This window comes from bacterium (assembly GCA_023382385.1).
Taxonomy (GTDB): Bacteria; Electryoneota; RPQS01; order RPQS01; family RPQS01; genus JABWCQ01.
Window position 1 is genome coordinate 582,369 of sequence record JAHDVH010000001.1, and the last position, 13,271, is coordinate 595,639.

9 protein-coding genes are annotated in these 13,271 nt (G+C 54.1%); 4 read left to right on the plus strand and 5 right to left on the minus strand.

Going from position 1 to position 13,271, the window contains the following annotated elements:
- Positions 1-50: 50 nt before the first annotated feature.
- Positions 51-3,191, minus strand: a complete 3,141-nt coding sequence (locus KJZ99_02740; protein MCL4304803.1) for a hypothetical protein — start codon at positions 3,189-3,191, stop codon at positions 51-53.
- Positions 3,192-3,460: 269 nt separating this feature from the next.
- Here KJZ99_02740 and KJZ99_02745 point away from each other — a divergent pair, with 269 nt between their 5' ends.
- Positions 3,461-4,240 (plus strand): hypothetical protein, encoded by a 780-nt coding sequence (locus KJZ99_02745; GenBank protein MCL4304804.1) that lies wholly within the window; start codon positions 3,461-3,463, stop codon positions 4,238-4,240.
- A gap of 12 nt (positions 4,241-4,252) precedes the next feature.
- Positions 4,253-7,162, plus strand: a complete 2,910-nt coding sequence (locus KJZ99_02750) for a T9SS type A sorting domain-containing protein (GenBank protein ID MCL4304805.1) — start codon at positions 4,253-4,255, stop codon at positions 7,160-7,162.
- Between the two features lie 95 nt (positions 7,163-7,257).
- On the opposite strand, the gene mutM is transcribed toward KJZ99_02750, so the two are convergent.
- Together mutM and KJZ99_02760 are read right to left on the minus strand one after the other, a co-directional pair.
- On the minus strand, positions 7,258-8,088 hold the full coding sequence (gene mutM / locus KJZ99_02755; GenBank protein MCL4304806.1) for a bifunctional DNA-formamidopyrimidine glycosylase/DNA-(apurinic or apyrimidinic site) lyase: 831 nt from the start codon (positions 8,086-8,088) through the stop codon (positions 7,258-7,260).
- The gene (locus KJZ99_02760) at positions 8,081-9,361 is read right to left on the minus strand and encodes a hypothetical protein (GenBank protein MCL4304807.1); all 1,281 of its coding nucleotides are present in this window, start codon (positions 9,359-9,361) and stop codon (positions 8,081-8,083) included. The genes mutM and KJZ99_02760 overlap by 8 nt, the downstream gene beginning before the upstream one ends.
- Before the next feature lie 525 nt (positions 9,362-9,886).
- Between KJZ99_02760 and KJZ99_02765 the strand changes: the two genes are divergently transcribed.
- On the plus strand, positions 9,887-10,165 hold the full coding sequence (locus KJZ99_02765; protein MCL4304808.1) for a hypothetical protein: 279 nt from the start codon (positions 9,887-9,889) through the stop codon (positions 10,163-10,165).
- A gap of 154 nt (positions 10,166-10,319) precedes the next feature.
- Here the strand turns inward: KJZ99_02765 and KJZ99_02770 are convergent, their stop codons facing one another.
- Positions 10,320-10,568, minus strand: a complete 249-nt coding sequence (locus KJZ99_02770; protein MCL4304809.1) for a helix-turn-helix domain-containing protein — start codon at positions 10,566-10,568, stop codon at positions 10,320-10,322.
- Between the two features lie 393 nt (positions 10,569-10,961).
- Positions 10,962-11,672: a hypothetical protein gene (locus tag KJZ99_02775; GenBank protein MCL4304810.1), complete on the minus strand. Its 711-nt coding sequence runs from the start codon at positions 11,670-11,672 to the stop codon at positions 10,962-10,964.
- Between the two features lie 449 nt (positions 11,673-12,121).
- On the opposite strand from KJZ99_02775, the gene KJZ99_02780 reads away from it, so the two are divergent.
- Positions 12,122-13,207 (plus strand): nitronate monooxygenase, encoded by a 1,086-nt coding sequence (locus KJZ99_02780; protein MCL4304811.1) that lies wholly within the window; start codon positions 12,122-12,124, stop codon positions 13,205-13,207.
- Positions 13,208-13,271 lie beyond the last annotated feature (64 nt).

Here is a 13,271-nt window from a genome sequence, read left to right on the forward strand (position 1 = left end):
GAAAGGCCGCTCTTCAAAAGCGGCCTTCTCGATTGAACTGCTCACAAGGATCAATTCATTTGCACATCAAACTCTTGCCTGCCTGCTAAAACGTCAGCAGCCTGCCCCCAAGAGCGAATCCGCAGATCTCTTGTGAGAAGGATAACCTGACGCTTTTGCGCGATCTTCTCGATCACTCGATGTGCAACGGTCAGTAAGTAGTCATCCAGTTGGGAAAACACATCATCCCAGATAATCGGTGTAGTCTCTTCCGGCTCGCTGCACGATAAGAGGCCCGAATTCAGGCAAAGCGCGGCAAGTTCGGCAACACCGCGCGGTAACGATTGCAGGGGTCGCCGCTGCCCATCTTCAAGGATTGCCACCCACTCGCTTTCGTTTAGTTCTACTGCCGCCACCTTTTCCCCCATGTGCTCAAACACCACTTCCCGAAGCCGTGTCAAAACGTTTGCCTCGGCCAATTCGGCGATCTCAGCGGACTCCGCACGAAGAGCATCACACATATTCGCGGCCGCGGAAATGCTGCGTTCAAGCTCGGAAATCTTTGCCAGTTGTCGTGTAACAGCCTCCTGAAGCTCAGATTCAATTGGAAGAGTGATAAGAGAATCTCGCAGACTTTGCAGATCCAGCGCTGCGATGTCTGCTTCACGTCGATCACGCGTTACTTGATCGGCGCGGATCTGTTCGCGGACGCGTTCAAGCTGGGCACGATACTTCGCGAGTCCTTCCCTGCCGCTTCCAGAAGTCGCGAACAAAGGATCGATATCTCGTAATTGACCCATCAGTTGTTCAAGTTCGGCTTCCACCAGCTCTGTTCGGGCGGCGAGTTCCTGCGGTGCATGGGCAGTACTTAACTGGGATTTCACCTCCCGAATTTCGCTCAGCAGACCTTCCCTTTCGCCAAGTACCGCAAGGATAGTCTGTGCCCCGCGCTGCGAGAGGACTCCGTTTGTCATCTGATCTAGCTCGCCCAGCCGCGAAGCCAATGAGTCGCGTAACCGTGCATCCTCTTCGAATCCGCTAAGTGCACGCAGTTTGGCTTCAAATTCATTCTTTTCACTTGTGAGCCGTGTTCGGCGTACCGACTCGTTCTGGGTGATCTCCGCGAGATCGCGCTCGATCAAGCGGGTTTGTTCATGCAAATTATGCAAGGCGGATTCTATCTGTTGCATTCTTCCCGCTGCACCCGTCGGCGCTTCAAACTCGCGGAGCGCAAGTTCAGCCCGCTCAATCTGCGAGTTCAGGTCGCGAAACTCAGAGACTCGTCTACGTATCTCTTCTGTTTCCAATTTGCGCAGCAGCTTGGGAACGTTGTTCTCTCGCTCAACTGTAGCACTCGCATGGGACCATTGTTGCTCGAGCGCATTCGCCCGATCCCGCAACGCGACATATTCTTCCCAAGTTCTTTTGGCGGATTCGGGCGACAAAAGCTTATCCAGCGGCGCGATGGCACGCTCGGACTCCACTCTTTCTTGCAAAGCGCTCTGAAGCGCCTTTTGAAGACTTTCGACTTGCTGTACAGCACCTTCATGACCTGCCCTATTCGCGGGCAATATCAATTGTGCGACGCCGTAACCCACCCCGCCGCCCAGGACAGCTCCGAAGAAACCAACATCTGCTCCAAGCATCAGTCCGGCCGGAAGGCCCGCCCCGAGGGATCCTGCCGTCGTCAAAGCAAACGTCATCCCTGTCTTAAGCGGTCTGTTCTCCTCGTTCACCAGACTTTCACGCTGCTTAAGCAGCTCTGATTCAATCGCGGTCACTTGCGCACGTGCGCGAAACAACTGATCCACGCGGTCCGGCGTATCTTTAGGCAATGCTCCAAAGTCCTTGAACTCTCGTTCAAGCTTGGTTCGAATCTCCTGGAGTTCCGAAACAAGTTCTTCACTGGCTGCGGGTGAGCCGAGCGACTCTGTGTCGCGATTCTCGAGATAGGCATCCAGCTCACGCCACTCATCGGGTCGTAGCAAAGTCATCTCTTTGAACTTCTCTTGCCGCGTGCGAAGAAGACCCTCGTGTCGGCGCAGCAAGTCTATGCGCTGACGGGAGAGATCCTTAAGTTCCTCTTCCGCCCGCCCGATCTCATTCTTGTTCTGCTCGATGCGCATGCCGAGTTCAATTTGCTCGTCTGTCACGGGATTCTCCAACTGAAGAGAAAGCTCGGTCAGACTGTTTTCGAGACTACGTCTTTCGGTTTCGCTTAGGGAGATTCGATTGCATACAGCTTGATGTTGAGTCGACACGTTCAGGTACTCTTCGGCAAGCGCATGCGCATCGTCAGGAAGTCCGCGAGTGAGTTCTTGCAAGCTTTCGAGTCGTTCCTGCAGGACAGCGTAACGCTCGCGCGAGTTCTCAACTGTCCGCCACGAGCTTCGCAGCTCCTCTGCCCAGTTCTCCAGACGGACGACTCGCTCAGCTAACTCGATCTTTGCACCTAACTCTACCTCTTCAGCTTGGGCGACATTTAGCCTCAAGTCGTATTCAGAGATTTCCGCCATGAAATCGTTGGCTGATTGCTCTGCCTGTTCAAGTCTTGCGCGTTGTGTGCGCACACCCTGCAATTCTAATTCAAGCGCCGCCAATTCAGTTCGCGCCTGAGTCAGCAGCCCTTCAGCGCTTGCATTTCCGAGCAATGCGTCCAGACGTCTTTCCCAGGCCATTAGCTCCCGAAGAATCGGCCTCTGCTGCATCACCTTCGCCCACGCGATACTTGACCGATCGGGCAAGACCCACGCACCATTGACGATCACGTGCGGCAGCTTGAGAGCCGGCGAGTTTTCTGGAAGGAGAATTGCCTCGATAGGTGGCCTTTGCTCATTTTCCTCGTCCGTTTGAGGTGACCGATGAACAAGTTCGCCGCTATGAATGTCGAGAGTCCATTCCCGTCTCTTGGGTCCCGACTGGCCTACAATGGTTACGCTCGCCAGTCCAGCCTCCGAGAGACCTTGTCTAAGAGCGGAAGTCGTTGTCGGGAAGAAAGCCGCGCAAATCGCTGAGCATAAAAGGGACTTTCCACTCCCGTTTCCGCCCGCAACGATGTTGGTCGCCGGACTGCCGAACCTCCACGTTACCTGTTCTGCACCAAGCAGCGATATCCTGCCTGAAAGCTGAACATAATGCAACAGAAAGCTATTCGGACTTGAGTGTGTGGAAAAGACGTGCACCGCGGACAATTCGGACCTCAATGTGGACAAATCATATTTACTATAGCAACAAATATACGGTCACTGCCTCGCAAAGACAAGCATAAAGCTGAACTTGCCTTTTCAAGTCGTCGGTCCAGTTTCATCGGAAACAGAACTTCATAACTGTTTTTACGTAATTTGCCGATCAGCGCGATGACTCGACGGTTCACCACTTGTTCTTTTTGTCAGTTCATGCCTCAGGTCGCGGTCTATAGCCACTTACCGGAAAAATCATTAGGTTAGACTTGGGTTCCAGTTCATAAATTTACGTGACCCACATGCGACTCGGACTACTCCTCTCCTTGATGGCAGGGATCCTCTGCTCAGTCTCAGCTCTCCAGGCTGATGATTACGTTCGCCTGAAAGACGGGCGGATCATAAAAGGTGCTGTGCTCAGGCAGGACACGCTCGCCGTCTATCTTTCACCGTGGGACCAGCGGCATCTAAGACAACCAGATTTGCAGGTTTTCGGGCGCGACGAGGTCGAATCTATCTGGCTTGGATCCCCACCAAAGACTGTCGCAGCTCGGACATATCACTTGCGGCCGGGCCTCATCGAAATCGGCGGCGGGCTGAGCTTTCAAACATGGTCCGCAAGTGTGCATGAGCGCCGCTTCCTGACACAATTCTCTCTGCAGGGCGGCTATTCAGTTACAAAACTTCTTGGCACCGAGGTCATTGCCGACTTCACGTTACCATGGGGTAAGAAGTCAGACATGCAATATGACTCTCTCAGATTCGGCTATCAAGTCGCGTTGCACGTCGTCGGCATGCTCGATTTAGGCAAACCGTGGGTCCCCTTTGCCTATGCAGGCGGCGGGAGCGCGCTGGAAGTGCCACGCGGAGGACTCGTGCTGACGACTTCAGACGATGTTCGCAGTTTGCTGGATGTCGGGATCGGCGTAAAGGCCGGCTTCAACGGAATTGCTCTGCGCACGGAACTCCGTCACGCTTATTACACTTGGACACCTGACCGGTCCGACGCTGAAGGTATCCGCCTCCCGAGTCAGAACGCTGACGCCACTACATTTAAAGTTTCCCTTTTCACCTACTTCTAAGCACGTGTCACTATGTTCTCGCACAAGTCGTTATTGTTAGCCGTCGTATTACTACTGACAGGCTCAACACTTCACGCCGAATACATCGCCGCAAAGTTAGCCACGTCTTTTGTGAACAGTACGTCTGTCACCGACGGAGTGTTTTCCGGTTGGCAAGTCATGCGCAGTTCGGAAGATGCATCTACCGTTCTGCTGTGGGGCCAGCCGGTGTCGCTGGGACGTCGATCTCCGGAAGAAGTCGCAATCGTGGTACAACGCGAGTTAAGTCTTGATTCGGAGTTTGAATTGTTGGCGAACAACCCGGCTCCTGCGCGCACTTATCTCGTCTACCGGCAGATTGTTCAAGGACACCCTGTGCTGTCTGGCCGATTGGACATCGTACTGAACCGGCAGGGAGAAGTTTCGCGTGTTCGCATCAGCGACTTTTCGGAGTGGCACGTTGCAGCGACTCACAAGCTCTCGCAATTTGTTGCCGGCGACTACCTTGCAGCAATCCTTGAACCCGCAAACTGGCAAGTCGAGAACGACGCAACCTTTGCCTGTTGGTATCCCGACCTTGCAACGCGTAGTCTTCGGCCGGCTTATTGGCTTAAACTTGCAGGTCCACTTTCCCATCAACGTCATGCGGGAATTGTGGATGCGAGTAACGGTGAAATCATTCTCGAATGGAGCGGCATCGCGCACGACGTCTTCAACTTGAGCATGGAGTTGCCTTATTGGCAGCCTTACGATCATAGCCCGGTTGCCTTTGGCCCTTGCGCATTTCAGAACGTGAGCATCAATGATGCGTCCTATGTGACATCGCTGTCGGGCACGGTCAATACGGAAGCCGGTTCGCACGCGGACGTGATCAACAGCCTTACCGGAACGTATGTCTGGGTTACCAACGACGACACGGGCGAGGAGTCGCTACGCGCAGGTCAGTGGAATGCTCCGTTCGGCCCTGTGATTTGGAATTGGACTACGGATGACGCTACGCGCCCTGAACTGAATCTGTACTATCACACAGAGTTCGTTCACGATTGGTATAAGGTTCTCGATCCTGCTTACAATGCACTGGATTATCCGATGCCTGCGGTCGCCAATTATGGCAGCTCCTACGACAACGCCTTCTGGAACGGCTATGGCACGTATTATGGTTCAGGCAGCACGTATGGCAATTTTGCCATGTTTTCCGACGTCATTTATCACGAGTACAATCATGGCGTCACTGACGGCGTCTATCCGGAAGGGATGCTGCCCTACACAGGACAATCCGGAGCGATGAACGAAGCATGGTCGGACTACTTCGCCTGCACGATCAACAACGATCCGCTGATGGGTGAATGGCTGACGGGAAATCCCAATAGTTCGCTGCGCAATCTCGAGAGCACGATTCGCTTTCCGCAGAATTGGGTGGGGCAGGTGCACACGGACAGTCCGTTCATTTCCGCGCCGCTTTGGCGGCTGCGCAATTGGCTTGGTGCTGGCTACACAGATTCGCTCGGACACTTCGCACGGTACGCGCTCTCGGAGACATTTTTTGACTATCTCGTCGCCGTACTCGAGGCCGACGATCTCGACGGAAATTTGACAAACGGCACACCTCATGACGCGGAGATCTACGAGGCATTCGGCCGTAGCGGAATCGGCCCCGGAACTGCGCCGCATTTTCAGATTCAGAGCATCGTCTTTGACGACGGCCAAAGCGGAAATGGACTGCTTGAAGCGGGCGAGACCGCAGCCTTGACGTTCACTCTGTTCAATGACGTCGACCTGTTTCCTCCTGCGGCCGCCAATGTCCAATTGAACGCGTCGGTAAGTGATCCTCTGCTTAGCCTGAGCAACGCGACGTTCAACCTCGGCACGCTCGGACCACGGGACAGTATGACGATTGGCCCCGTTCAAGTGTCAGTAGCAGGGAACTCACACGATCATTGGGGAGTCATACACCTCACAATTTCCGCAGATCAACTTGAGTTTCCCTTTGAGACAACACTCGAATTCACGATTGGCATACCAAAGCTTCATGTCGTGACCAGAGACATGTCATCGGATGTTGACAAGTATGTAACCGGCACCTTGCGCGAGATGGACAGGATCTACCAGCACAAACGCGTGGCACCGGGTTCGACTCTTGATCTCAGTTTGCTTCCTGATACAGGTATGGTCATCTGGTTATCCGGCAATCTCGTGAACTCGGGATTAACCGCTGAAGACCAAACAGTGCTTGAAAACTTCGTTACCGGTGGTGGACGACTGGTCATGTCCGGCAAACGCATTCTTGGTGGTCTTGAGGGTTCAGATTTTGCTCGAGAGTTTCTAGGAGTGGACGACAACGGAGTTTCCCGAATCCGTATGACGACGACTATGGCATCTCCGTTCCCGCCGGACGAGTCGTATCTCCTGACCGGTTCAGGCGGAGCGGCGAATCAGGACAGCATGACCATTCTGGAATTGGTGGGAGAAGCGGATGCCGTGCTGCGTTACGGCCCCGCAGGCGCAAACTACGCTGGAATTGTAGGCCCCGTGAGTCAGCGTACTCTGGTGCTTGGTTTCGGTATGGAAGCTGTTGCAGACAACACTCCCATCGGCAATCGCCCCCGTTCGGAATTCCTCGCTCACATTCTTGAGTGGGCCGGTCAACCTATGTCAACCCCCGAATTTGACTCCCCCGCGGTCGCGCCAAATGACTTTGCTTTGCAAGCCGCCTATCCCAATCCTTTCAACAGCAGCGTCCGAATCGAGTATACCATCGGAGCCGCACGTGAAGCGAGTCTCTTGATTTACGACGTTCTGGGGAGAGAAGTGCATCGCACCATGCTCACCTCTTTAAATGGATCCTATGACTGGACACCCACACTTGCGTCGGGCGTCTACTTCGCCGTGCTTCACTCCGCGCAACAGATTACGCCGCCGCAGAAGCTCTTGCTGATGCGCTAAGCTCCAAAATAGGACAGTTGATTCAACGAGCAGAAAGCCGGAACTCATAGGAGTCCCGGCTTTCTGCTTGAATAACCGCATGAGTATTTAGCGACCTACACTCTGCCTCGCTTCTGACATTTAGGGCAAAAGAAGGTCGACCGTTGCGCCTGCACAAGCCGTTTGATCACTCCTCCGCAGCACAGGCACGCTTCTCCTGCCCGATCATACACCCGAAACTCCTTCTGATAGGATCCGTACTTCCCGTCCGGACTCATGAAATCCCGCAATGTTGATCCACCTCGTTCGAGCGCGCTGCTGAGGACCTCAGGTACAGCGTCGCAAAGTGCCGCACATTGAGCGAGCGTCAAACGATTCGCCGCTTTGCGTGGGTCAATCCCTGCGACCCAACACACCTCGCTCGCATAGATGTTTCCAATCCCCGCCCAAATGGTCTGATCAAGCAGTACGGGCTTGATCGCCTGCGTTCTGGTCTTCAAGACGCTCTTTAGCTGCGCCGCACCGATCTGTTCTTCCAACGGCTCCCAGCCTAATCCTGAAAGCTCGCGACTCACTTTCGCGTCGCCGTAGAATCGCATCGTCCCGAGTGTTCGAACGTCTTTGAAATAGAGCGTATCATGACCGTCGTCAAGTGGAAACCCCGCCCTCAGGTGAATGTGTGGCTCCTGCTCGGTAGCTGCGACGAAAAGTCGTCCTGTCATTCGCAAGTGTACGAGCAGGACTCCTTGCTCAAGTTCGAGCAGGATATACTTGCCGCGGCGCTTTACGTCTTGAACCCGCTGGCCGTTGACAAGTTTGGAGAACTGTTTGACAGACGTATTGCCAAGCTGCCTCGGCACTCTTGACCATGCCCCTCGCAGCACTCGCCCCTTGAGCTTTGGACGCAATTCTCTGACTGCCGTTTCGACTTCGGGAAGCTCAGGCATCGCGAATCACTTTTAGAAAGTCACCTGCCAGATAAAAAGATCCACAGACCACTCCGCGCACGTCCGGCAGCAGCGCGAGGAGCTCTGAATAGGCGGATTCGCGATCGACAACTCTAACCGGCAAACCCTGTTCACGGGCGATTTCCGCGAGTTGTTCTGCTGGAAGACTGCGTGGCGTCGGAGCCTCGGTTATCCAAAGCTCTTCTACACTGCCTCGCAGCTCCGCCAACGAAGTCCGCGCATCCTTGTCCTTCATCATCGCCACCAACGCGATCGTCTTCTGGAACCTCTTGTCCTGTTTCAAGGCAGCCGCAAGCTCACGGAACGATGCCGGATTATGGCAGGTATCCACCAGCACATTCGGGTGCTTCACCAGATATTGCTGGCGCGCGTCCAGCCGCAGACCTGACAAGCCGACAACGATGTCTGCTTCAGTCAGCAGGGAATCCAGACTCCTCGAGGAAGCCAACGCAACTGCAAAATTGTGTCGCTGGTGCTCGCCGTCCAGTTCCAGGCAAATCTCCGCGGAGAACTCCGGACTGCGGAACTTCAGACGCCGGTTGCTCGTTCCTTCAATGTGAAAGTCAACACCCTCGATGTGCAAAGGTGAGTTCTCTATCAGGGACTTCGCCAGCAGCATGTTGACCGCATCACCCTGCTGCTTGGTAGTGAAAGCGTTCGAATTCGGTTTGATGATACCGCTCTTGTCCAGAGCAATCTCTTTCAGAGTCTTACCCAGAATATCGGTGTGATCGAAGTCAATCTTCGTAAACACAGCGGTCGTTTGTTGCAGAACGTTCGTCGCATCAAAGCTCCCGCCGAGTCCGGTCTCCACTACATGTGCGGATGTGCCGAGCCGTTTCGACACCCACAGATAGAAGACGAACACGGTCTCGAAGTACGTCAACTCAATACGTTGATCACGCGCAATTCCCTGACGAATGTGGTCCACCCCTTCGCACCACAACTCGTCAGGCAGATCCTTTCCGTCCAGCCGAACGCGCTCGGTGAATGACACAAGATGCGGACTTGTGAATGACAGTACGCGATGATGTAAACTGAGCAGCGCTTGTGCGAAAGCAGCCGTTGACCCCTTCCCGACCGTGCCCGCGATGTGCAGGCACTTCGGCAACACGAGCGGCAGATCGAGCCGCCGTGCAGCGGCGTACACTGGCTCAAGTTTGGGCCGGTCACGACTGCCACCCAGCGGAAAAGCGACCTCGTAGTTGATCAGCGAGTTGAGGTAATGCTCAACGTCCGTCAAGTTTCTCATGTATTGCAATTGGATTCAGTTCGGGTGGCAAGAAGATACGCAGTTGCGCGTTACCGTTCAAGCCGCAAGTAGCGGACGGGCAGGGCGGAGCAAATCTGGCGTTGCGCTCTGGCAACTTGCCGCGAGCATGCAGGATGCACGCCGATCTGCGCGGAGAGGCTTAGGAGGAAGTGCGTGGTTTATTTGCACTACTGACAATGCCGTTCGCTGGAACTCTCGTTGTCCAGCGCAATACGATTTGCCATAGCTGCTTCAAGAAACTTTTAGGATGGGAGCTTGTTGAATTCTCAAGGCTTTTGCCTTGGATTCCGGTACAATACGGGACATGATTCTGGTCAGTCCACTGCTCGAAGTCGGGTTGGGGCTTCATAGTGCATTTGCCCGTCTAATTAATCTCAAAGATTGTGTAATTGCTATTGCGCTGACGTGATCCGCTCACTATATTTACTACGGTTCTACTAAGTAACTATGGCCGCGGGGTCAATTTAGTGCATTACTTTAATATGAATATTCAAGGAGCTGCCGATGTCCACGTTTGATGAAACTATGGAAAACAGCCGGATCTTCCTGACCTACAGTCTGGCGATGACCATGCTCGGAAAGTCAGCCCAGATCCTCGCTGAACGCGGCGCAGACCCGAAGGCAATGAGCTTTGTCACCACGGGCATCGAGCTTTTGGCCAAACAGCTGCGCGACTACGCAGACAAGAAGGATCTTGAAGAGAACGCAGAGAAGGAGATCGACACTCTCTGTAAGATGCTCGACATTCAGCGTGCAACGGGGGGGAATTCCGCTACCGCCTAATTGAAAACGATTTTTGTTGTAAGAGCCGGCGGCTTTGCTCGCCGGCTCTTTGCTCTCACAATGCAGCCTGCCTAACGCTTCACTGCAGGCAGCCGAAACAGTCGGAAGCCAATCGAGAATGGCGGGCTTCCGGCGCAAGCAGACTTCGAGCGACTCAGTCTCGCTTCATCTTGCGCAATTTCCGCTCCAGCAAGGACAAAACCTTCTGCGCCACTTTGTTCGGCGTGGTGCGTCCGTTTTCCCAGCGGTTCACCGTCGCGAACGTCACGCCGATTTCATGTGCAAAATTCTCCTGTGTCATGTTCAGGTCTTCACGCAGCTGTTTAATGCGCGAGCCGTCGAAATTATCGACACCGGGGCGGGTTTGGCGTACGAGGTTGCGGGCAATCGTGGTGGCGTCCATCTATGGGTCTCCGACAGTTGTGTTTAGGTTGTGCTATAACACTTAGCAAGCCTTATGCCACAACTTCTGAAGCCGCTTATCCCCCAAGTCTTGCTGTCAAATCGCATTGAAGTCGGAACTTATGGAAGTATTGCACGAAAAGCATACGGCAAAAATGGCCCGAAGCAGGATCGGCAGCGTCGAATCTGATCCTCTGGAGTCCGTGTTTCAAAGTCGTGCTGTCCTGATATCTGCAACCCCTGAAAGTTGTAATAGTAGCTGTCTCCGGCATCGATCCGTCCCATGTTGTCACAACTTGTTTGCGTTCGAGGCGGCACACTTGGCGTATCCCCGTCCAGTGCAAAAAGAAACGGCGAGCTGTGCTCGCCGTTCTCCACTGAAGGTAGACTCAGCTTAACTTTCGCAGCCCTCGTCGTCAAAACTCACGGTTAAGCAGTAGGAGCCACGCGCGGCAGCACCCGCACCGTCCAGCACGATGTAGTATGTTCCCGGCGCCAGGCAGGCATCCAAGCCCGCTGCCAGCCGCTGACCGTCGCAAAAACTTGGGTTGTTGTCGTTCGAGGTTATCAGAAAAGAACCCGGCTCACCGCAGCATCCGTCCTCATAGAGGCAGAGATACGTATCAAAGCGCGAACCGGTCGTTGTGATAATCACATAGTTGTAATCGTTGACAACCAACTGGACGACGACATCACGGCCCCAGCGGCAGTGCGGCCAGCTGCAGTCGTTGGCGGCATTATTGGTCTGCCCGCAGGTGATAATCGTCTGATCGCCAAAGTCCGGCCCGTTGATAACCGTTCCCGGGCACGCATCGGCAAACTCGTCAAGCGCGCCCTGTTCCGCATGCCGTCCCTCATAATACTCAGGGTGCACCAGTTGTTCGTACGCGAAGTAGAAGTTATACATCTCTTCAGGAACTTCGTAACCGAGCTCTTGATACCGGAGAATCTCTTGATACGCGCCTTCCAGGATTTCCGCAGCGCTGGACTTGCCGAACGCCAATCCCGTTGAATTTGTTTGCTCGGCCACAACCGTCGGACCGCTTGCAAAGGCAGTTGCGACAGCCAGCATACATCCTGCAATGACAGCAATTCGTCTCTTCATTTGATATCTCCTTTTTGGGAATGTCGGGCAACAAGCTGAACAGCCGTTCGAACAACTTCATAAGGTATCATAATTTGACTAACATTGTCAAGTATAACGACTTTTCCTCAAAAACCTCCGAGATTGCCTGTTCTCTGAGGGTTTTACGAGAAAACTCTCCTCTAATCCGATATTGAACAAATGGTTACAACATTTTTTCCGAAAAAGCTTGACTTTTTGTAAATATTGTTTTATATTAGCATCCTAAACGATTGAGATTTTCGCCCACTCGACCCGCCTCTCCCCTTCCAGCCCACCGAGGTCTTCGACAATTCCTGATTTTCTTCCTCGTAAGTAGCTGGCTTCTCTTGCTTCTCAGGTTCAATAACAGTAGCGTAAGTCACTCTGGCTGTTTCTGCAAACGGTCACAACGCCCGTGTCCCAAACTTTGACCTCAACACAGCGTCCGAATGATCAAACACTTGAAATCCCTTTGCCTTGGCGAACTCACCGCGCGCATTCCAATCATTCAGGGAGGCATGGGCGTCGGGATTTCCATGTCAGGTCTGGCTGCAGCGGTCGCAAACGAAGGCGGCATTGGTGTGATTGCGACTGCCGGCATCGGCATGAATGAGCCGGACTTTTACCGGAACTTCTCGGAATCTAATATGCGCGCACTGCGCGAGGAAATTCGCAAAGCTCGGGCAGCGACAGACGGCATCCTCGGTGTGAACATCATGGTCGCGTTGACGAATTTCGCGGAAATGGTGCGCACGGCCATTGAAGAGGGGATTGACATCATCTTCTCGGGAGCAGGCCTCCCTCTGAATCTTCCTGCTTTTCGGCCGCGGGAATCCAAGACAAAACTTGTTCCGATAGTCTCCTCCGGTCGGGCTGCGGCTATGCTCTGCAAACGATGGATTGAGAAATTTGACTGCGTGCCGGATGCGCTGGTTGTGGAAGGACCGCGGGCGGGCGGGCACTTGGGATTTAAAGTGGAGCAGTTGGAAAACCCCGATTACGCGTTGGAAACTCTCGTGCCGGACGTCGTCGAAGCGGTGCATCCTTATCAAGAGTCCGGAACCGGCATCCCCGTCATCGCTGCAGGAGGGGTCTATACCGGAGCGGACATCCACAAGTTCTTTCAGTTAGGCGCCGCCGGCGTGCAAATGGGCACGCGCTTCGTGGCAACCGACGAGTGCGACGCGTCACGTGAGTTTAAGGAAACATACGTGAACGCCCGCGCGGAAGATATCATGATCATCAAGAGTCCTGTCGGACTTCCGGGCCGCGTCATTCGCAATGGCTTCATAGACGCTGTCGGGCGCGGTGAAAAGGAACCCTTCGCTTGCCCCTATCACTGTATCGTCACCTGCGACTATCAGACAAGCCCGTATTGCATCGCACTGGCCCTCATGAACGCCAAGAAAGGCAATTTCAGGCACGGCTTCCCCTTCGCCGGCGCCAACGCCTACCGCGTGGACAAGATTGTTCCGGTCAAAGAGCTGATGGACACGCTCGTACGTGAATACCATCAGGCGGAGTGCGGTTCATAAGAACCTTGCGACTCTTAGAATAAAGCAAAACGGCGGCCCTTCGGCCGCCGCACATCACTAAGTT

Bases quoted from the DNA above. Each gene is read 5' to 3' on its own strand.
- KJZ99_02760 (MCL4304807.1), bottom strand. From the start codon at position 9,361: ATGAGAAACTTGACGGACGTTGAGCATTACCTCAACTCGCTGATCAAC.
- KJZ99_02750 (MCL4304805.1), top strand. From the start codon at position 4,253: ATGTTCTCGCACAAGTCGTTATTGTTAGCCGTCGTATTACTACTGACA.
- KJZ99_02775 (MCL4304810.1), bottom strand. From the start codon at position 11,672: ATGAAGAGACGAATTGCTGTCATTGCAGGATGTATGCTGGCTGTCGCA.
- KJZ99_02770 (MCL4304809.1), bottom strand. From the start codon at position 10,568: ATGGACGCCACCACGATTGCCCGCAACCTCGTACGCCAAACCCGCCCC.
- KJZ99_02745 (MCL4304804.1), top strand. From the start codon at position 3,461: ATGCGACTCGGACTACTCCTCTCCTTGATGGCAGGGATCCTCTGCTCA.
- mutM (MCL4304806.1), bottom strand. From the start codon at position 8,088: ATGCCTGAGCTTCCCGAAGTCGAAACGGCAGTCAGAGAATTGCGTCCA.
- KJZ99_02765 (MCL4304808.1), top strand. From the start codon at position 9,887: ATGTCCACGTTTGATGAAACTATGGAAAACAGCCGGATCTTCCTGACC.
- KJZ99_02780 (MCL4304811.1), top strand. From the start codon at position 12,122: ATGATCAAACACTTGAAATCCCTTTGCCTTGGCGAACTCACCGCGCGC.